Below are 19098 nucleotides of genomic sequence, written 5' to 3' on the forward strand. Positions count from 1 at the left end.
TCAGCCCGAAAGGTTCACCCGGTGCCAGGGCGGCGTCAAATTCTTTGCTGTCACTGGCCCCCGGTAGGCTAGAGGGGTGACTCCCGAAGAACTTTCCCTCGCCATATCCGCCTGCCTCAAGGACGCCGTCGCCGCCGGCGAAATCGCCCTTGCGGAATCAGCAATTCCTGCTGAGGTGCGCGTGGAGCGACCCAAGAACCGGGACCACGGCGACTGGGCCACCAACATCGCCCTCCAGCTCGCCAAGCAGGCCGGGACCAATCCGCGCGAATTCGCCGCCATCCTCAGCACCCGGCTGAAGTCCATCAACGGTGTTTCCGCGGTGGACATCGCGGGCCCGGGCTTCCTGAACATCACCGTCGACGCCGCGGCCGCCGGGGCCCTGGCCAAGGCCATCGTTGAGGCCGGCAGGAGCTATGGCACCAACACGGCGCTCGCCGGTCACACCGTCAACATGGAGTTCGTGTCCGCCAACCCCACCGGGCCGCTGCACATCGGCCACACCCGCTGGGCAGCGCTGGGGGATGCCATTGCACGCGTGCTCCGGGCTTCCGGCGCCGATGTCACGGCCGAGTACTACATCAACGACGCCGGTTCCCAGATGAACACCTTTGCCACCTCGGTGTACTCCCGCCTGCACGGCCTGCCCGTGCCCGACGGCGGTTACCCCGGACAGTACATCGCCGACCTTGGCCACGAGGTGCTGACCGCACACCCGGATATCCGCGAGCTCACCGAAGTTGCTGCGCTGCCGGTCATCCGCGCGGCCGCCTATGAAGCCCAGATGAAGGACATCCAGGCCACGCTGGCGGACTTCGGCGTCGAGTTCGACGTCTTCTTCTCCGAGCAGGAGCTGCACGACGCCGGCGCGATCGAGAGTGCCGTGGCGCGCCTGCGCGAACAAGGCCACGTGTTCGACGACGGCGGTGCGGTCTGGCTGCGTACCACGGACTTTGGCGATGACAAGGACCGGGTCATGGTCCGCGCCAACGGCGAGCCCACCTACTTCGCCGCCGACGCCGCCTACTACCTGTCCAAGAAGGACCGCGGCTTCACCGAGAAGATCTACCTGCTCGGTGCCGACCACCACGGCTACATCAACCGGCTCAAGGCGATCGCCGCGGCCGCCGGCGACGATCCCGAGGTGAACATCGAGGTCCTGATCGGCCAGCTGGTCTCCGTCAATGGAGCCAAGCTGTCCAAGCGCGCGGGCAACATCATCGAGCTCAAGGACCTGATCGAATGGCTGGGCAAGGACGCGGTCCGCTACTCGCTGGCCCGGTTCCCGGCCGATTCACCGCTGACCCTGGACCCGGAGCTGTTGAAGAAGCACAGCAACGAGAACCCGGTGTTCTACGTCCAGTACGCCCACGCCCGTTCCCGTGGTGCCGCGCGCAACGCCGTGGCCGCCGGCGTCGAACGCCAGGTGGACGGCCGGGACAGCTTCGAGGCCTCGCTGCTGGACCACGCCACGGAGAATGAACTGCTCTCCTACCTGGGCAGCTACCCCTCCATCGTGGCCAAGGCGGCGGAACTGCGTGAACCGCACCGCGTGGCACGGCACCTCGAAGCCATCGCAGGGGCCTACCACCGCTGGTATGACGCGTGCCGGATTGCGCCCATGGGTGAGGAACCGGTGACCGACCTCAACCGCACCCGGCTGTGGCTCAACGACGCCACCAGCCAGGTGCTCGCCAACGGCCTTGACCTGCTGGGCGTTTCGGCGCCGGAACGGATGTGAGCACCGTGTCAATATCCTCAATCACCGCATCCCCGCTGGCCCCTGAATGGCTGCAGGTCCCGGCCGACCTGAACGCGCTCCACCAGCCCATGTGGGCCGGCAGCGTGGTCCGGAACGGCGCCGGCGCCCTCACTGTCGGGGGAGTGGACGTCCACGCCCTGAAGGAACAGTTCGGGACGCCGCTGTTCGTCATGGACGAGGCCGACTTCCGCTCCCGCGCCCGGGCCTTCAAGGATTCCTTCGACGCCGCCTTTGCCGATATCTGCGGCGGCGTGGACGTCTACTACGCCGGGAAGTCCTTCCTGTGCACCGCAGTGGTGAAATGGGTGGAGGAGGAAGGGCTTCGCCTCGATACGGCATCGGGCGGTGAACTGGCGGTGGCAGCACGCGCCGGAATTCCCGGCGAACGGGTGGCGCTGCACGGCAACAACAAATCCGACGCCGAGATCAACCGGGCGCTGGACATGGGCCTCGGCCGCATCGTAGTGGACAGCCTGGATGAGCTGGTCCGCGTCGGGGCCCCTCGCGCAAGCCCGCGGTGAACAGGCCAAGGTCATGCTCCGGCTAACCCCCGGCGTGCACGCCCACACGCACGAGTTCATCGCCACCGCGCACGAGGACCAGAAATTCGGCCTCTCCATGGCTGCGGACACCACTGCGGAAGCAGGCGTCTCCGCAGCCGAAGAAGCAGTGGCCGCGGCGGCAGCCCACCCCGGCATCGAGTTGCTGGGCCTGCACTGCCACATCGGGTCGCAGATCTTCGAGCCCGACGGCTTCGCGCTGGCCGCCGAGAAACTGCTGCGCTTCCTGGCAGCCATGCAGGAAAAATACTCCATCACCATGCCGGAACTTGACCTCGGCGGCGGCTACGGGATCGCCTACACGCCGGTGGACACCCCCCGCCCCGCAGCGGAGATCGCGACGGCGATGGCCGCCGTCGTGCGTTCCACCTGCGCCGAGCTGGGCATCGGCGCGCCGCGCATCTCGATCGAACCCGGCCGCGCCATTGTGGGCAGCACCACCTTCACCCTTTACGAGGTGGGTACGCTCAAGACCGTTCGCGTGGACGCTCCGGCCGGGTCCGGCGGTGACACCGGCAACAACGTTACGTATCCGCGCCGGTATGTTTCGGTGGATGGCGGCATGAGCGATAACGCCCGGCCGGTGCTGTACGACGCGGATTATTCGGCTGTCCTGGCCTCCCGCACCTCCGGCGCGGCCCCGCAGCTGTCCCGCGTGGTGGGCAAACATTGCGAGAGCGGCGACATAGTTGTTAGAGATGTATATCTGCCCGGGGACGTGGCAGCCGGTGATCTGCTTGCCGTACCGGGGACCGGCGCCTATTGCTGGGCCCTCTCGAGCAACTACAACTATCTGGCCCGGCCGGGCGTTGTCGCGGTGCGCGACGGATCTGCCCGGCTGATTGTCCGCGGGGAAACCGAAGAAGATCTTTTGAACCGCGACATGGGAGCCTGAATGACGGAAATGCGAACCCTGAAAGTGGCCCTGCTGGGTTGTGGCAACGTAGGGGCCCAGGTTGCGCGGATCCTGCTTGAGGACGCCGATGCCCTTGCCGCCCGTGCCGGGGCACGACTTCAGCTCAGCGGCATCGCCGTGCGCAACGTCAATGCCCACCGTGACGTTGAACTGCCCCAGGAACTCTTCACCACCGACGCCGAGACCCTGGTCAAGGACGCGGATCTGGTGATTGAACTGATGGGCGGCATCGAACCGGCGCGCACGCTGATCCTCTCCGCGTTGCGCAACGGCGCCTGCGTGGTGACCGGCAACAAGGCACTGCTGGCGCAGGACGGCCCCACCCTCTACGAAGAGGCAGACAAAGCCGGCGTGCAGCTCTCCTACGAGGCCGCCGTCGCCGGAGCCATCCCGATCCTCCGCCCTATCCGCGACAGCCTCTCGGGCGACCGGATCACCCGGGTGCTGGGCATCGTCAACGGCACCACGAACTTCATCCTTGACCAGATGGACAGCACCGGCGCCCAGTTCGCGGATGCCCTCGCCGAAGCCCAGCGACTCGGCTACGCCGAAGCGGACCCCACGGCCGACGTCGAAGGGCACGACGCCGCGGCGAAGGCCGCCATCCTGGCGTCACTGTCTTTCCACACCCGGTTCGCGCTGGAGAACGTACACTGCGAGGGCATTTCGTCCGTCACCGCCTCGGACATCGCCGCGGCCAAAGACGCCGGCTTTGTCATCAAGCTGCTGGCCATCGCGGAGAAACTGACCGATGCCGATGGCAAGGAAGGCGTGTCCGTCCGCGTCCACCCCACCCTCCTGCCGCGCGAACACCCGCTGGCCGCCGTCCGCGGCGCTTTCAACGCCGTCTTCATCGAGGCCGAAAACGCCGGTGAGCTGATGTTCTACGGCCAGGGCGCCGGCGGCACGCCCACCGCGTCCGCCGTGATGGGTGACCTCGTTTCCGCGGCACGCCGCCTGGTCCTGGGCGGACCGCAGCGCACCGAGACCACTACCGGCCATGTCCCGGCGCTGCCCATCGAAGCGGCAACCACCAGCTACTACATCGGCCTGGACGTCGCTGACCAGCCTGGCGTCCTGGCACGGATCGCCCAGCTCTTTGCCGAGCAGGGCGTGTCCATCGAAATCATGCGGCAAACCATCCACCGCGATGCCGAATCCAACGTGGAGTCGGCCGAGCTGCGGATTGTCACCCACCGTGCGTCAGAGGCTGCCCTCGCAGCCACCGTCGAGGCCGTGAAGGGCCTGGACGTCATCAATTCAGTTACATCCGTTCTGCGGGTAGAAGGAGTCTAAGTGGCTCACCAATGGCGCGGCGTCATCCGCGAATACGCTGACCGTCTGCCCGTGACGGAGTCCACCAGGGTCATCACCCTGGGCGAGGGCGGCACCCCGCTGGTGCACGCGCAGAAACTCTCCGAACTCACCGGTTCCCAGGTCTACCTGAAGGTGGAGGGGATGAACCCCACCGGATCCTTCAAGGACCGCGGCATGACCATGGCCATGACGGCGGCGGTGGCCTCCGGCGCCAAGGCCGTGGTGTGCGCCTCCACCGGCAATACCTCCGCCTCCGCTGCCGCCTACGCCACCGCCGCCGGCTTGAAGTGCGCCGTCCTGGTGCCCGAAGGCAAGATTTCCATGGGCAAGCTCAGCCAGGCCATCGCGCACGGTGCCACCTTGCTGCAGGTAGACGGCAACTTCGACAACTGCCTGGACATCGCCCGCAAGCTGGGGGAGTCCTACCCCGTCTTCCTGGTCAACTCCGTCAACCCGGCCCGCATCCAGGGCCAGAAGACCGGAGCGTTCGAAGTGGTCGATGCCCTGGGCGACGCCCCGGATATCCACGTGCTGCCGGTGGGCAACGCCGGCAACATCACGGCTTACTGGAAGGGCTACAAGGAGTACTCCGCTCCATTCGAGTCCGAGACTGCAGGTACCCTTCCCGCCGTCTCCACCAAGACGCCCGTCATGTGGGGTTTCCAGGCAGCCGGTGCCGCCCCGTTCGTGGCCGGCCACCCCATCACGGAGCCTGACACGATCGCCACCGCCATCCGGATCGGCAACCCCGCCTCCTGGGACGGTGCTGTCGGTGCACGCGACGAGTCAGGCGGCCTCATCGACGCAGTCACGGACGAGGAAATCCTGCACGCGCACCGCTGGCTGTCGGCAAAGGAAGGCGTCTTCGTGGAGCCCGGCTCCGCAGCCGGCGTGGCAGGCCTGCTCAAGAAGCACGCCGCAGGTGAAGTCCCCAGTGGAAAAACCATCGTCATCACCGTCACCGGGCACGGGCTCAAGGACCCGCAGTGGGCCCTGCGCACCGAGGACGGCAGCGACGTGCAGCCGGTTAAGGTACCCAACGACGTCGTCACCGTAGCCGCTGAGCTGGGACTGGAAGAAAAGTAGCCTTGGACACCACCTCGCAGGCCGCCGTCGGGCTGCACCTCATCGAGCCGGGCCAGCGCGTCACCGTCCGCGTCCCCGCGACGTCGGCCAACCTTGGCCCCGGCTACGACAGCCTGGGGCTTGCGCTGGCCCTGCACGACACCCTCACCGTGGAAAGCCTGGACACGGACGAACTCCTGTTCGAGCTCCGCGGCGAGGGTGCCGAAACGCTGCCCCGCGATGCCAGCCACCTGGTCATCCGCGCCATGGACGCAGCGTTCGAGCGGCTGGGGTACCGCCACGGCGGCCTGAAGGTGACTGCCGAGAACGTGAACCCGCACGGGCGGGGGCTCGGCTCCTCCGCGTCTGCCGTGGTGGCCGCCGTCTCTGCCGCCAACGCCATGGTGCCCGCCGGCAGCCGGCGCGGAAAGGACTGGATCCTCCAGCTCACCAGCGAACTGGAAGGCCACCCGGACAACGTCGCACCCGCCATATTCGGCGGACTGGCGCTGTCATGGCAGGACAGTGAGCAGTACAGCAGCACCAGTGCCACCGTGGCCGGCGATGTTATTCCCATCGTGGCGGTTCCAGACTTCGAACTGTCCACGGAAGCGGCCCGGGCCCTGCTCCCGGCGTCGGTGGGACACCACGCCGCCGCGATGAATTCCGGCCGGGCAGCGCTGCTGATCCATGCGCTCACCCAAGAACCTGAATTCCTGTTGCCGGGAACCGAGGACTACCTGCACCAGAGCTACCGTGCAGAGGCCATGCGGCCCAGTGCTGCGCTGATTGGCGCGCTGCGCAAAGCAGGCTACGCCGCGGTAGTCTCCGGTGCCGGCCCCACCGTCCTGGTGCTGGCGAACGGCGAAGCCCAGGCCGCCGATGCCCTTGCCTTCATCAAGTCCTTCACGGCAAACAACACGCCGGATGTTGGCTGGCGCGTACTGAAGCTCGCAGTGGACGTTGAAGGTGCTAAGGTGGACTTGCACCGGCGGTAATTCCGCCTATCTGATCTGCTCGTGCATTCAGTTGCTGTTTTGATCTTCCGACTGTGAATGTATTCCGGTGCCGCCTGCTTGGTCTGTCGCAGGAAATTGCAGCATCCAACTGCCCCTGAACCGTCAGCCCGGCGTTGCTCCATAGAGCGCAGCGCAAGGTGAATCAGTATCCGGCCCTGCTGGCCGAAATCCAACCGGCAAGGCCGAAAAATCCCGGCTGCAGATCTGAACTGCAGCCCAGATCAAATCATCGCGTCCAGCTCCTCGTCTGGACGCCGTCGAGGGGGAAGGATCCTTCGTGACCGAAACCACTGAGCTGTCACCAGCTGTGGAACACACAACTTCTGCTGCCGAATCATCGGCAGCACCCGCCAAGAGCAGCGGCCTTGCCGGCCTGAAGCTCGCCCAGCTGCAGGCCCTCGCCAGCCAGCTCGGTATCTCCGGCGGCTCCCGCATGCGGAAGGGGGACCTGGTCTCGGCCATTTCCGCCCACCGTGCCGGAACCCTCACCGCCAAGGCTCCGGCCAAGGCAGCCGTAAAGGCACCCGAGAGCACCGTGGCCCCGGCCACCGCAGCTGCCCCGGCGTCCGCTGCGGAAGCTCCCGCCGCAGAGGCCCCCGCCGCAGAAGGCACCCGGGCCCGTGGCCGTGGCCGCAGCCGCCGCGCTGTCAGTGACGGCGTGGTTGCCCCGGCAGCCGCGGCTCCCGTTGCCGAAACCGCTGCTGCGCCTGCCGCCGCAGCCGCTGAGGCGCCGTCGGCCGTTTCCGCCGAAACCACCGAAGCCGCGGAGGGCGCCGGTGAGCGCCGCCAGCCGCGCACCCGCAACCGCCGCCGCAGCGAGGCCGCTGCGGCGTCCGTGCAGGAAGCCCCGGTGGAAACCCCGGCAGAGCAGCCGGCCACGGAACAGCGTGCAGGCGAGCAGCGCACCGAAGCTCCGGCAACCGAAGCCGGCGACGCCGGCCAGCGCACCGAGCGCCGTGACGGCGGCCGCACCCGCGGCGGCCGTGACAACACCGCGCGCGATTCCGACGGCGGCCGGGACAACGCCGGCAGCCGCGACGCCGGCCAGCGTGACGGCCAGCGCGACGGCGGCCGTGACAACCGCGACACCGACGACACCGACGGCGGCAGCCGCCGGAACCGCCGGAACCGCCGAGACCGGAATGACCGCAACGACCGCTCCGGCGGCCAGGAACGCGACAATTCCCGCAACGACCGATTCCGCGACCGCAACGACCGCCGCCGCGGGCGCAACCAGGGACCGGACGTCGACGACGTCGAGGTCACCGAAGACGACGTCCTGCTCCCGGTCGCCGGCATCCTGGATGTCCTGGAGAACTACGCGTTCATCCGCACGTCCGGCTACCTGCCCGGTCCCAACGACGTCTACGTCTCGCTCGCCCAGGTCAAGAAGTACAACCTGCGCAAGGGTGACGCCGTCGTCGGCGCAATCCGCGCCCCGCGCGACGGCGAAGACCGCAGCCAGCAGTCCACCCGCCAGAAGTTCAACGCCCTGGTCCGCGTCACCTCCGTCAACGGCAAGACCGCCGAAGAACTCAAGGACCGCGTCGAGTTCGCCAAGCTCGTGCCGCTCTACCCGTCCGAACGCCTGCGCCTCGAGACCGACCCCAAGAAGATCGGTCCCCGCGTCATCGACCTCGTGGCCCCGATCGGCAAGGGCCAGCGCGGCCTGATCGTCTCCCCGCCCAAGGCCGGCAAGACGCTGATCCTGCAGTCCATCGCCAACGCCATCACCACCAACAACCCTGAGGTCCACCTCATGATGGTGCTCGTTGACGAACGTCCTGAAGAAGTGACGGACATGCAGCGCACCGTCAAGGGCGAGGTCATCGCCTCCACCTTCGACCGTCCCGCCGACGACCACACCACCGTGGCCGAACTCTCCATCGAACGCGCCAAGCGCCTCGTGGAAATGGGCATGGACGTGGTGGTCCTCCTGGACTCCATGACCCGCCTGGGCCGCGCCTACAACCTGGCAGCACCGGCCTCCGGCCGCATCCTGTCCGGTGGTGTCGACTCCGCCGCGCTCTACCCGCCCAAGCGCTTCTTCGGTGCAGCCCGCAACATCGAAAACGGCGGCTCGCTCACCATCCTGGCCACCGCGCTCGTCGAGACCGGCTCCAAGATGGACGAGGTCATCTTCGAAGAGTTCAAGGGCACCGGCAACATGGAACTGCGACTGTCCCGCCAGCTGGCTGACAAGCGCATCTTCCCCGCCGTGGACGTCAACGCCTCCGGCACCCGGCGCGAGGAGAACCTGCTCTCGCCTGAGGAAGTCAAGATCATGTGGAAGCTGCGCCGCGTCCTGTCCGGACTCGAGACCCAGCAGAGCCTTGAACTGCTCACCAACAAGATCCGGGAAACCCAGAGCAACGTCGAGTTCCTCATGCAGGTCCAGAAGACGACGCTTGGTGCGAAGTCGGATAACGACAAGTAGCTGGATCAGGGGCGGGGTCGTCGCATTTTGTGCCGGCCCCGCCCCTTTGTCGTTCGGTTTTTGCCGCCCCCGCCCCTACGCGTGGTGGCCACGTCCTGACGGACTTTGGCCACCACGCTCCGGCAGGCCCGATGCCACTCCCGGGGCGGCAAAAAAACCGCCCGACCTGCGTTCGTCCCACCTAACGCGCGGCATTACTAGACTTGTACAAGTCGAAAGAGGTTTTGAAAAATGTTTGAGTCCGTACAGGGCCTGCTTGATGAGCATGACGCTATCCAGGCGCAGCTGGGGGATCCTGCTGTTTATGCTGACCAGCGGCTTGCCCGGAAGCTCGGGCGGCGGTCGGCTCAGCTTAATGGCATTGTCGAGGCCTATCACCGGTGGGAAGGCATCCGGGACGATCTTGCCGCTGCCAGGGAAATGGCTGCCGAAGATCCGGAGTTCGCTGCCGAGGTGCCTGAATTGGAAGCCTCGCTGGAAACTGCTGCCGCCAAGCTGCGGCGCCTGCTCATTCCGCGCGATCCCGACGACGCCCGCAACGTGATACTCGAAGTCAAGGGTGGTGAAGGCGGCGACGAAGCCGCCCTGTTCGCCGGCGACCTGCTGCGCATGTACACCCGGTACGCGGAGTCCCGCGGCTGGAAAACCGAAATCATCTCCGCCACCGAATCCGACCTCGGCGGCTACAAGGACGTCCAGGTGGCCGTCAAGGGCAACTCCAACGACCCCGCAGAGGGTGTCTACGCCCGGCTCAAGTTTGAAGGCGGTGTGCACCGCGTGCAGCGCGTGCCCGTGACCGAATCGCAGGGCCGGATCCACACCTCTGCTGCCGGCGTGCTGGTACTGCCCGAGGTTGATGAGCCAGAAGAACTCGAAATCAACCAGAACGACCTCAAAATAGACGTCTACCGTTCTTCCGGCCCCGGCGGCCAGTCCGTCAACACCACGGACTCGGCCGTCCGCATCACGCACCTTCCCACCGGCATCGTGGTGGCCATGCAGAACGAGAAATCCCAGCTGCAGAACCGCGAAGCCGGCATGCGCGTGCTCCGCGCCCGCATCCTGGCGCACCAGCAGGAGCAGATCGACGCCGAGAACTCGGCGCAGCGCAAGTCGCAGATCCGCACCATGGACCGCTCCGAGCGCATCCGCACCTACAACTACCCGGAAAACCGGATCGCGGACCACCGCACCGGCTACAAGGCGTACAACCTGGACCAGGTGATGAACGGCGACCTCGAACCCGTCATCCAGTCCGCCATCGAGATGGACGAACAGGCGCGGCTGGACGCCATCGGCGACTGACCGGAAGCCCCAACCCATGATTGAGCCCACCCAGGCGGTGCCCGCCCAGTCCCTGGCCGCGGCGGTCCGCGAGGCAGCCGAACGCCTGGCCGAGGCCGGTGTCCCCAGTCCGCGGGCCGACGCCGAGCTGCTGGCGGACCACCTCCTCAACGTCGGGCTGGGACGCCTCCGCGCCCTGATGCTCGGCGACACGCCCGCACCCGCGGGCTATGCTGAGCTGGTGGCCGAACGCGTCCGCCGCACACCGCTGCAGCACATCACCGGGGTGGCGCACTTCCGCTACCTTGAACTGGCGGTCGGTCCCGGCGTGTTCATCCCGCGTCCGGAAACCGAATCCGTGGTCCAGCTGGCCATTGACCACGTCAAGGGCATGTACGCACCCCGAATCGTGGACTTGGGCACCGGCTCGGGCGCCATCGCCGGCTCCATCGCGCACGAGGTGCCCGCCGCCGAAGTGCACGCCGTTGAGTTCAGCCCGTTCGCGCACGCCTGGGCGGCGAAAAACCTGGCGCCCCTCGGCGTCAACCTCGTCCTGGGGGACCTGCGCAACGCGCTGCCGGAACTCAACGGAACAGTCGACGTCGTCATCTCCAACCCGCCCTACATCCCGGCCGCCGCCACCCCGAATGAACCCGAAGTCGCCCTGCATGACCCGCCCGAGGCGTTGTACGGCGGGGGCGCGGACGGCATGGAACTTCCGACGGCGGCAGCGGCCTCGGCTGCCCGGCTCCTGCGTCCCGGGGGCTACTTCGTCATGGAACACGCCGAAGTCCAGGCCGCCTGGATTGCCGCCATGCTCGACCGCACCGGCGCCTGGACAAGCATCAGTACGCACCTGGACCTCAACGGCAAGGAGCGCGCCACCAGCGCCGTGCTCGCGGACCAGACCACACGGAATGAAAGAATGGGCCAGTGACCACAACCTACAACTGCACCATCGACGACGAGCGGGCACAGGGCCTGGAACACGCCCAGCGTGCCATCAGCGAAAAGAAGTGCGTGGTTCTCCCCACGGACACGGTGTACGGGATCGGCGCAGACGCATTCTCGCCGCAGGCCGTCACCATGCTGCTGGTGTCAAAAGGCCGCAGCCGGACCATGCCCCCTCCCGTCCTGATTCCGCGCATCAACGCACTGGACGGCCTGGCCACCGAAGTATCAGCTGACGCGCGCAAACTCGCCGAGGCTTTCTGGCCCGGCGGGCTGACCCTGATCCTGCACGCCCAGCCCTCGCTCGACTGGGACCTCGGCGAAACCAAGGGCACCGTGGCGCTGCGGATGCCCGCCGACGAGGTGGCCCTGGAACTGCTGACCCTGACCGGCCCGCTTGCCGTCTCCTCTGCCAACCGCACCGGCCAGGCACCGGCGCAGACCGCCGCAGCGGCGGCCGAACAGTTGGCAGACTCCGTCGAGGTGTACCTGGAAGGCGGGCCGCGTCCACTGGACGGTGAAGCCGGCGTACCGTCAACCATCGTGGACGCCACCGGCCCCATCCTCCGGGTAGTCCGTAACGGGGCCGTCAGCCTGGACCGCCTGCGCGAGCACGTCCCCGGCGTCCTGGGGCTCGGCGAAATCCCCATGGCAGCGGAAGAACCGGAAACCGAAACCGCCAGTGAACCGGACGCCGGCGTTGCGGGCAACCCCGACACCGCCCCGGAAAACTGACATGCAGCCCAAAGTCGCCGTAGCAGCCGTCACCTTCGACCGCCACGAGGAGCTGGCCCTGCTCCTGAAAGGACTGGCCGCCCAAACCGCTCCCATCCATTCCATCGCCCTGGTGGACTCCGGCACCGTCCCCGCTACCGACGTCGTCAACGCCGGGGGAGCGGACAACATCAACTACCTGCGCTCCGAGGCAAACCTCGGCGGTGCCGGGGGATTCGCCTACGCCATCCTGGCCGCCATGGCCAGCGGTGCGGAGTGGATCTGGATGATGGACGACGACGGCCATCCGGAGGACGCCAGCTGCCTGGCCGAACTGCTCCGCACCGCCGATGAGCACCAGCTGGACATCATCAGCCCCCTGGTTGCCGCCACTGCGGATCCCAACCGGCTCTCCTTCAATTTCCGCATCAACGGCCTGCTGACCAACGACAGGTCCAGGCTCGCGCCCATGGGCTACCTCCCGGACATGGTCCACTTCTTCAACGGTGCGCTGATCCGGACCGAGGTTTTCTACAAGATCGGCATACCCGACGTGAAGTTCTTTATCCGCGGGGATGAGGTGGATTTCCTCTCCCGGGTGAAGAAGGCAGGCCTGAAATACGGGACGCTGGCCACCGTCGCCGTGCAGCACCCCGCCACGTGGACCGAGATGAAGCCGGTCTTCGGCGGCTTCATCACCCCCGTCATTCCGGAGGGTGAGTTCAAGCGCTACTGCTACTTCCGCAACCGCGGCTACCTGACGCGGAAATACCGCAACCTGCGCTGGTTCAGCGCCGACATCGTCGGTTTCCCGTACTACTTCCTGAAGACCGGTGACTTCAAGGGCCTGGCACACTGGTTCGGCGCCTACTCCACCGGCTTCCGCGGCAAGGGCTTCGGCTCGCCCGCGGAACTGATGTCCGCCAGGAACTAGGCCGCTCGTGGACAACCTGTATGCCGTCGTCGTCACGTATAACCGGGCCGACTTCCTGCGCAACCTGCTTCACTCCTTCACCCTGCCGGGCAGTGCGCCCGCGCAGGTCCTGGTGGTGGACAACGCCAGCACAGACCACACAGCGGACGTCGTGGCGCAGGCGATGTCCGCCGGCGGACCGCCCATCCGGTACGAGAAGCTGGACCGGAACGTGGGCGGCGCCGGCGGATTTTCCCGCGGCGTCGAACTGGCGCTGGAGGCGGGTGCCGAGTGGCTGTGGCTGATGGACGACGACGTCGAGGTCCTCCCCGGCGCCGTGGACGCCCTGGACAAATTCACTCCCGAGTACTCCTGCATGATCGGACGCCGGTACGACGCCAACGGCAAGCCGTTCTTCTGGCAGCACCATTTCGTGGAGTCGCTGGGCGTCTTCCTGCCGGTGTCGCGGGACGTGTTCAAGCATTCGGACGTGTTCGGCACCAACGTCGGAAATTTCGAGGGCATGCTGGTCAAGGCCTCGGTGGCCCGGGACATCGGACTGCCGGACCCGCGCTTCTTCATCACCTGGGACGACCTCATCTACGGCTGGCTCGCCGCACAGCGGACCCCGGTGGTGTACGTGAACGCCTTCGTCATCAAGAAGGTCCGTGCCCAGCGGCAGGTGGACCTGGGACTGCGCCACCTCAATGATTCCTCCGACCTCAGCCGCCGCTACGTGATGCGCAACCGCGGACACGTTGCGCACTACCTGAAGGCGTACGGCAAGTACAACCGGGCAGGCTTCGCGGCCGGGACCGCGCTGACGTTCCTCAAGGAAATGGCCCGGCTGGTCCTGGTGGAACGCACCCTCAAGGGAGCCGGCGCGCTGTGGCGCGGATGGCGCGAATCACGCACGATCCTCGCGGACACCGGGTGGAAACCCATGCCTCCGGTGCCTGCGCATCCGGGAAGTGGAAGCCGAAGAGATTAGTATCGTTCTAGGTCCCGGCGCCGTCCGACGGTTTTTGCGGCGGGGCATTTTGAAAAAGGCGCTGGCCGCCGTGGTAGTGGAAGTCGGTTGCATCTTCTGTTGAGTACAAAATCTGAAACGAGCGCACCTGCCGCCGTACGGGACGAGAAGCCCGCACTCTGGATCTGGATCCAGATCTTCCTCGACTCCATGTCGTGGGTCGTGGCCATCGTCCTGGCGCTGCTGCTGCGCTACGAGATGGGTATCCGGGTGGAGCAGTTCGCCGGTGCCTTCGCCATCGCCGCCATCGCCGTGGTCGTACAGATGCTGGCAGGTTACTCGCTCGCCTTGTACCGGGGCCGCTATCCATTCGGCAGCTTCCAGGAAGCCCGGGCACTGGTGTTCGTCACGGTCATCGTGGCCGCCTCCATCACGGCCAGCCTGCTGGTGCTCTACGAGGCCATCAATATCGGCCGCAGCGTCGGACTGATCGCCTTCCCGTTCGCCTGCCTGTTCATGGGCGCCGCCCGCTACGCCAAGCGCCTCTACGCCGAAAGCAAGACCCGGCCCGGGGACGGGGCGCAAAACACCCTGGTCTACGGCGCGGGTTTCCTGGGCAACTCCCTGGTGACCCGGATGCTGCAGGATCCGGACTCGCCCTACTTCCCCGTGGGCCTGGTGGATGACGACCCTGCCAAGAAGCACCTGCGCCTCTCCGGTGTCCAGGTGCAGGGCCGCGGGGATGACCTGCCCGCCATCATCCGGCGAACCCGGGCGACCGTCCTGGTGGTGGCCTTCGCCAACGTCGAGGCCGGCCTGGTGCGCCGCATCTCCGATGCCGTGGCCGGACTCAACGTCCGTGTCCTGGTCCTGCCGCCGCTGCGGGACATGCTCGGCAGCGGCGCACCCGCAGGGTTCTCGGATTTCCGCGATGTGGCGGTTGAAGACCTGATCGGCAGGCGGCCGGTGGACATCAAGGTTGACGAGATAGCCGGTTACATCACCGGCAAGCGGGTGCTGGTGACCGGCGCCGGCGGATCGATCGGCTCCGAACTTTGCCGCCAGATCGTGCAGTTCGATCCCGCGGAACTGATCATGCTGGACCACGACGAAACAGGGCTGCAGCAGACCCAGATCTCCATCACCGGCCGTGGCCTGCTGGCCGGCCGCGACACCGTGCTGGCCAACATTCGCGACGGCGATGCCCTCCAGGAGATCTTTGCCGACCGGCGGCCGGAAGTGGTGTTCCACGCGGCAGCACTCAAGCATGCGCCGTTGCTCCAGCAGTACCCCGTCGAGGCCTGGAAGACGAACGTATGCGGCACGCTGAACGTGCTGCGCGCTGCCCGCCGGGGCAGGCGTCTCGCACTTCGTCAACATTTCCACCGACAAAGCCGCCAACCCCACTACCGCCCTTGGCCACTCCAAGCGGGTTGCCGAAAAGCTGACCGCCTGGATGGCCGGGCAGACACAGCGGAAGTTCGTCTCCGTCCGCTTCGGAAACGTCATGGGCAGCCGCGGCTCCATGCTGCCGCTCTTCACCGAACAGATCCGCGTCGGCGGTCCCGTCACCGTCACCGACCCTGATGTGACGCGGTTCTTCATGACCATTCCCGAGGCCTGCCAGCTGGTCATCCAGGCCGGTGCGATCGGTGCCGGCGGCGATGTCCTGATCCTGGACATGGGCGAACCGGTCAGGATCCTCGACGTGGCACAACGCATGATCGCCATGTCCGGCAAGGACGTGGAGATCATCTACACCGGACTGCGGCCGGGGGAGAAGCTGCATGAGGAACTGGTGGGCACCGGCGAACTGGACCAACGCCCGCTGCACCCCAAAATTTCACACACCCGGGCAACCGAGCAGGATCCGGACAAGCTCGACCTCAATGTCTGGCTGGCCCGCTGTGAAGCGGAACAGGGCGTCAGCATCAGTGATATTCCCGACGACGAGGCCGACGATGCGGGCGCCATCAGGGTTGCGTCATGACGCCGCTGCTATTGGTGGCAGTGGCAACCCTGCTGGCGAGCCTCCTTCTCCCGTTCGCGGTGAAGCCGTGGCTGGTGCGGATGGGGGTGGTGGACGTTCCGTCCGCCCGTTCATCGCACGTCAAAGCCACCATCCGTGGCATGGGGGTCGCTGCGGCCCTCGCCACCGTGATCGGGTACGCGGCGGCTGTGCTGCTGGGCGTCGTCACCGTTGACCGGTCCGTGGCCGGGGTCGTCCTGGCAATCATCCTGGCCTGCGCCGTCGTCGGCTGGATCGAGGACCTGCGCGGCCTGTCCATCCGCGGACGAGCAGCTGCCCAGCTCGGTATCGGCGCCGCCGGCTCCGTGGTCCTGATCGTGCTGACGGGCCAGTCGTTCTGGTGGCTGCCGCTCGCCGCGCTGGCGATCGCCGCGTACGTCAACATTGCCAACTTCATGGACGGCGTCAACGGCATCTCAGGCCTCCACGGGGTAACCGCCGGCGGGGCCTACGCGCTGGCCGGCGCGCTGACGGAACAACCGTGGCTCACGGCCGGCGGGGCCGTGCTTGCAATGTCCTTCCTCGGGTTCCTGCCATGGAACCTGGGCCGGGGCTCGGTCTTCCTGGGCGACGTCGGCAGCTACATGCTGGGGGCATCGGTGGCCGCCCTTGCGGTGGCGGGGTTCCTCGGCGGTGTCTACGTGGAGTATGTCCTCTCGCCCATCCTGGTGTATGCAGCGGACACCGGTTACACACTGCTTCGCCGGATCAAGGCGGGGGAGCGCTGGTACGCATCCCACCGCGAGCACGTCTATCAGCGGCTCACGGACGTTGGCTTCTCGCACCTGCAGTCGGCCGCTGCCGTCACCGCCTGCACGGTCGCCGTCATCATCCTCGGCTTCGTCGCCGCGACCGCGTCGTTGCCAGTGGTGGCCCTGTGCGTAGCAGGCACGGTCCTGGTGCTTGCCCTGTACCTGGCCAGCCCGGACCTGATCGGGCGGCGGCGGCGCAGGTCCAAAGTCACACGGCTGCCGGTGACCTAGCCATGTTCTATCTCGTGTAGAATTTAGGGGCAGCCCAAGCTGCTCCTCCACCCTTTGCCTCCTGGCGTTCAGCCATGGGGTGCCGACGATTGGGATCGAATGACCTCCAACGCCGAGTCCGGACCTGCGTCCGGCAACGGACACGTTGGCTCTTCGGGTCCCACCCGCTCGCTCTGGCTGAACCTGCTCAAGCGCAGTTCGATTGCCGCCACGGCCGGGCTTGCGCTGTGCGCTGTTCCCGCCGCCCTCCTCAACGGAGCAAGCGGGGCACTGTCCAGTGTCCTCGGCGGCCTGCTGGTGATGCTGTTCTTCGGAATCAGCCTGCTGGTGGGCCACTTCGTGGGACGCCGCAATCCGTCCGGCGCGATTGGCGTGTTCGTGGCCACCTACTTCATCAAAGTGGTTGGCTTCGCGGTCGTCCTGTTCATTGTCGGGGCTCCGGCGTGGCTTCACGGCCGCTGGTTCGTCATCGGTGCCGTGGTCGCCGTCGTGCTTTGGCAGGCCGCCGAGATCCACGGCTTCGGCAAAGCCCGCCTCCAGATCTACAACGATCCAGAAGAGAAGGGAATCACCGATGCGTAACGAGAAGAAATCCGACGCTGCCGCAAACGCCAAGCGCCGATCGAGCGGCTCCGCGCCCGTTGATTCCGAGGCTTCGACGGACGGCGGTTACAACGCTGGAATGGCTGTGTTCAGCTACATCATTGGCGGAATCATCGTCTGGAGTTTGATAGGGTGGGGACTGGATTACGTGTGGGGAACGCGCTGGATCGTGCTCGCAGGCGCTCTGCTTGGAGCCGTCGGAGGTTTTTACCTTTCCCACATGCACGGCCTTACCAGTTCTCGCACAAACGCTGGTGATCGCCATGCTGCCAGCGGGCCGTCCCAGGACGGCGACACTAATGCCAAATAATTTCACAGGGGGAACAGCAGGCTGTCAGGCTGCCGGACCCCGCCCAACGCCCAATGATGGACACTGCAGAGAGGAAACGCGTTGATCGCGCTTGCGCTCCCGGCCCAAGATTCAGGAGAGTTCACTCCTCCTGGTATTAACGAAATGCATTTGCCGGCAATCCTGCCGTGGGGTGCCGCAGAAGGATTCTCCAAGCAGATGCTGCTGGTCCTCCTCTCTGTCGTCTTTATCGCGGTCTTCTTCGTGCTGGCCGCACGGAAGCAGCAGTTGGTACCCGGCAAGCTCCAGTTCGCCGGCGAGGCCGCCTACGGCTTCGTCCGCAACGGAATCGCCAAGGACATCATCGGCGGCAGGGACTTCATGAAGTACGTCCCGCTGCTGTTCAGCCTGTTCTTCTTCATCCTTGTCAACAACATCTACGGCGCCATCCCGGTGTTCCAGCTCCCCACGTTCTCGCACGTGGGTGGAGCCTACGTTCTGGCTGGGCTGGTCTACATCACCTGGATCTCCATCGGCATCAAGAAGAACGGCCTTCGCTACTTCAAGCTGGCCACCGTCCCCTCCGGTGTTCCGTGGTACATCCTGCCGATCGTCATCCCGATCGAGATCATTTCCAACTTTGCGGTCCGGCCCGTCACGCACAGCCTCCGTCTGTTCGCGACCATGCTCGCCGGCCACCTCATCGTGATGATCGCCGGCTCCGGCATCGAATACCTGATCATGCAGGAGAACTTCCTGCTGAAAGGAACATCGGTCCTGGTCCTGGCGGGCGCCATCGCAATGTACATGCTTGAAGCCTTGATCATGGTCCTGCAGGCCTACGTCTTCACGCTGCTGACCGCGATCTACATCGAAGGCGCACTCCACGCCGACGCCCACTAGGCACGCCTCCGGGGCGCCAACGCCCTGACGGCACACCACAGAATTCCCCTCGCGGGGATGAAGCAACCCAAACAACCTGCCGCACAAGCGGCATCTTGAAAGGAAAAAAAATGGAAGGCTCCATCAACGGCTCCCTCAACCTCATCGGCTATGGCCTCTCGGCTATCGGCGGTGGTATCGGTGTGGGTCTCGTGTTCGCTGCCTACATCAACGGCGTTGCACGCCAGCCGGAAGCCCAGCGCGTCCTGCAGCCCATCGCATTCCTTGGCCTGGCGCTGACCGAAGCACTCGCCATCCTGGGCCTGGTCTTCGCTTTCGTTCTCAAGTAAACCCTTAGAACTTCAGCGAACATTCAGAACCGAGTAGATAAAGGACGGGTGAAA

The 19098-nt window shown here is 66.1% G+C and carries 16 protein-coding genes and 2 pseudogenes; all 18 read left to right on the forward strand.

Annotated elements, in window-relative coordinates:
• Positions 1 to 76 precede the first annotated feature (76 nt).
• The 18 genes and pseudogenes from argS to atpE all read left to right on the forward strand — a co-directional run bounded on the left by argS (position 77) and on the right by atpE (position 19044).
• Positions 77 to 1741, forward strand: coding sequence for an arginine--tRNA ligase (gene argS / locus QF050_RS11605; RefSeq protein WP_308930562.1), 1665 nt, complete (start codon positions 77 to 79; stop codon positions 1739 to 1741).
• Positions 1738 to 3217, forward strand: a pseudogene (lysA, locus tag QF050_RS11610) (diaminopimelate decarboxylase). The gene argS and the pseudogene lysA overlap by 4 nt, the downstream one beginning before the upstream one ends.
• Entirely contained in the window at positions 3218 to 4534 is a 1317-nt protein-coding gene (locus QF050_RS11615) for a homoserine dehydrogenase (RefSeq protein ID WP_308930563.1), read from the forward strand.
• The gene (thrC, locus tag QF050_RS11620) at positions 4535 to 5641 is read left to right on the forward strand and encodes a threonine synthase (protein WP_308930564.1); all 1107 of its coding nucleotides are present in this window, start codon (positions 4535 to 4537) and stop codon (positions 5639 to 5641) included.
• A 2-nt stretch (positions 5642 to 5643) separates the two neighbouring features.
• Positions 5644 to 6618, forward strand: a complete 975-nt coding sequence (gene thrB, locus QF050_RS11625; RefSeq protein WP_308930565.1) for a homoserine kinase — start codon at positions 5644 to 5646, stop codon at positions 6616 to 6618.
• 298 nt (positions 6619 to 6916) lie between these two features.
• Entirely contained in the window at positions 6917 to 9076 is a 2160-nt protein-coding gene (rho, locus tag QF050_RS11630; RefSeq protein ID WP_308930566.1) for a transcription termination factor Rho, read from the forward strand.
• Positions 9077 to 9307: 231 nt separating this feature from the next.
• Positions 9308 to 10381, forward strand: a complete 1074-nt coding sequence (gene prfA / locus QF050_RS11635; protein WP_308930567.1) for a peptide chain release factor 1 — start codon at positions 9308 to 9310, stop codon at positions 10379 to 10381.
• 16 nt (positions 10382 to 10397) lie between these two features.
• Entirely contained in the window at positions 10398 to 11297 is a 900-nt protein-coding gene (gene prmC, locus QF050_RS11640) for a peptide chain release factor N(5)-glutamine methyltransferase (RefSeq protein ID WP_308930568.1), read from the forward strand.
• Entirely contained in the window at positions 11294 to 12046 is a 753-nt protein-coding gene (locus tag QF050_RS11645; RefSeq protein WP_308930569.1) for an L-threonylcarbamoyladenylate synthase, read from the forward strand. Before prmC ends, QF050_RS11645 begins: the two co-directional genes overlap by 4 nt.
• 1 nt (position 12047) lies before the next feature.
• Positions 12048 to 12959 (forward strand): glycosyltransferase, encoded by a 912-nt coding sequence (locus tag QF050_RS11650; protein WP_308930570.1) that lies wholly within the window; start codon positions 12048 to 12050, stop codon positions 12957 to 12959.
• A gap of 7 nt (positions 12960 to 12966) precedes the next feature.
• Positions 12967 to 13929, forward strand: coding sequence for a glycosyltransferase (locus tag QF050_RS11655; RefSeq protein WP_308930571.1), 963 nt, complete (start codon positions 12967 to 12969; stop codon positions 13927 to 13929).
• 303 nt (positions 13930 to 14232) lie between these two features.
• A pseudogene (locus QF050_RS11660) lies at positions 14233 to 15204 on the forward strand (polysaccharide biosynthesis protein); the annotation flags it as partial.
• Positions 15205 to 15286: 82 nt separating this feature from the next.
• Positions 15287 to 15898, forward strand: coding sequence for a polysaccharide biosynthesis protein (locus QF050_RS11665; RefSeq protein WP_308932155.1), 612 nt, complete (start codon positions 15287 to 15289; stop codon positions 15896 to 15898).
• Positions 15895 to 16920 carry a glycosyltransferase family 4 protein gene (locus QF050_RS11670; protein WP_308930572.1) on the forward strand — a complete coding sequence of 342 codons (1026 nt, stop codon included), beginning with the start codon at positions 15895 to 15897 and terminating at the stop codon, positions 16918 to 16920. Before QF050_RS11665 ends, QF050_RS11670 begins: the two co-directional genes overlap by 4 nt.
• A gap of 99 nt (positions 16921 to 17019) precedes the next feature.
• The gene (locus tag QF050_RS11675) at positions 17020 to 17502 is read left to right on the forward strand and encodes a hypothetical protein (protein WP_308930573.1); all 483 of its coding nucleotides are present in this window, start codon (positions 17020 to 17022) and stop codon (positions 17500 to 17502) included.
• Positions 17495 to 17833: a hypothetical protein gene (locus QF050_RS11680; protein WP_308930574.1), complete on the forward strand. Its 339-nt coding sequence runs from the start codon at positions 17495 to 17497 to the stop codon at positions 17831 to 17833. Before QF050_RS11675 ends, QF050_RS11680 begins: the two co-directional genes overlap by 8 nt.
• An 81-nt stretch (positions 17834 to 17914) precedes the next feature.
• On the forward strand, positions 17915 to 18715 hold the full coding sequence (gene atpB, locus QF050_RS11685; RefSeq protein ID WP_308930575.1) for a F0F1 ATP synthase subunit A: 801 nt from the start codon (positions 17915 to 17917) through the stop codon (positions 18713 to 18715).
• 110 nt (positions 18716 to 18825) lie between these two features.
• The gene (atpE, locus tag QF050_RS11690) at positions 18826 to 19044 is read left to right on the forward strand and encodes an ATP synthase F0 subunit C (RefSeq protein WP_003804776.1); all 219 of its coding nucleotides are present in this window, start codon (positions 18826 to 18828) and stop codon (positions 19042 to 19044) included.
• Positions 19045 to 19098 lie beyond the last annotated feature (54 nt).

The sequence above is a fragment of the Arthrobacter sp. SLBN-112 genome (assembly GCF_030944625.1).
Lineage (GTDB): Bacteria > Actinomycetota > Actinomycetes > Actinomycetales > Micrococcaceae > Arthrobacter.